Source organism: Falsiroseomonas stagni DSM 19981, assembly GCF_900114315.1.
GTDB classification, from domain to species: domain Bacteria; phylum Pseudomonadota; class Alphaproteobacteria; order Acetobacterales; family Acetobacteraceae; genus Falsiroseomonas; species Falsiroseomonas stagni.
Genome location: NZ_FOSQ01000043.1, coordinates 1 through 1,050, shown reverse-complemented (window position 1 = coordinate 1,050; position 1,050 = coordinate 1). Strand labels below are relative to the sequence as shown.

The following is a 1,050-nucleotide window of genomic DNA, read 5'->3' as shown; positions in this document are numbered from 1 at the left end:
GGGCGCGGGCGTGGACATCAACACCCTGGCCCTCGCCCCGGTGGGCGGTGCCAGCGGCGCGGTGACGCTGAGCGGCCAGCAGAGCATCAATGGCGCCGGGAGTTTCTTCAGCGGCAACTTCGGCACGGTGGTGCCCATTGTCACCAACCAGATGGTCGCCTCCACGGTGGCGGGGACCCTCGCCGCCGTGGCCGCGACCCAGCCCGCCGCTGGCGGCGTGATCGGCGGCGGTACTCTCGCCTTCGATGCGCCCCGCTACTTCGTGAATGGCGCACCGGCCGCGGCTGATGTCGGCCTGTCCAATGTCGGCCAGACGATCGCGACCGCCTACAACCGCGTCGATGCGGGCAACATGGCCATCACCGCCCTGCCGGCCAGCGGCAGCGGTAACGGCACGGGCTTCTCGCAGGTTGCGAACGAGATCGGTGTGATCTCCGGCGTGTTGCAGGTCGGGATCACGCCGGCCACTGGGCCCACGCCCTACAGTTTCGCCGCGCTCAACAACGCCCTGGCGGATACGGTGGCCGGCCGCGCCAGCATCGATGGGCTTGCCCAGAACTACCAGATGACGGCGAATACCCTGAGCTCCAGCGCCAATGTCACGGGTGGCTTCACCCAGACGGCGAATACGCTGAACTTCGCCGCCGGCGTCGCGGCACCTGGCGGCTTCACCACCGGCATCGTGATCCAGGGTAGTGGCGGTCCGGCCTTCTCCTCGGCGGGTCAGCCCTATGAACTCGCGCTGCAGAATACCGGCGCTGGCCTTCAGACCAACAGCGCGCTCGCCATGAGCTACCTGGGTGGCAATGCATCGCTGGCCGGGACGACGCAGCGCACCAACGTGCTGTCGAACGTCCTGTCCACCACCGGTGCTCTGGCCACCACCTCCGCCGGTGCGGTTGAGCAGAACCTGGGTGAAATCAACGGCTACGGCGGCACGGGCGCCATGCAGTCGCTGGGTGCGGTGTCGGGCAACACCTCGGGCAGCGGTCTCGCCTCCGCGACCGGCTATCGCCAGGATATCGGCCTGACGGGCAACCTGGTTGCCGC

Annotated in this window: 1 protein-coding gene; it reads left to right on the top strand. The window is 68.6% G+C overall.

Annotation, left to right across the window (positions count from 1 at the left end):
• Window positions 1-1,050 (top strand): hypothetical protein (locus BM041_RS29670; RefSeq protein WP_175534263.1); only part of this gene is annotated, 1,050 nt, incomplete at both ends.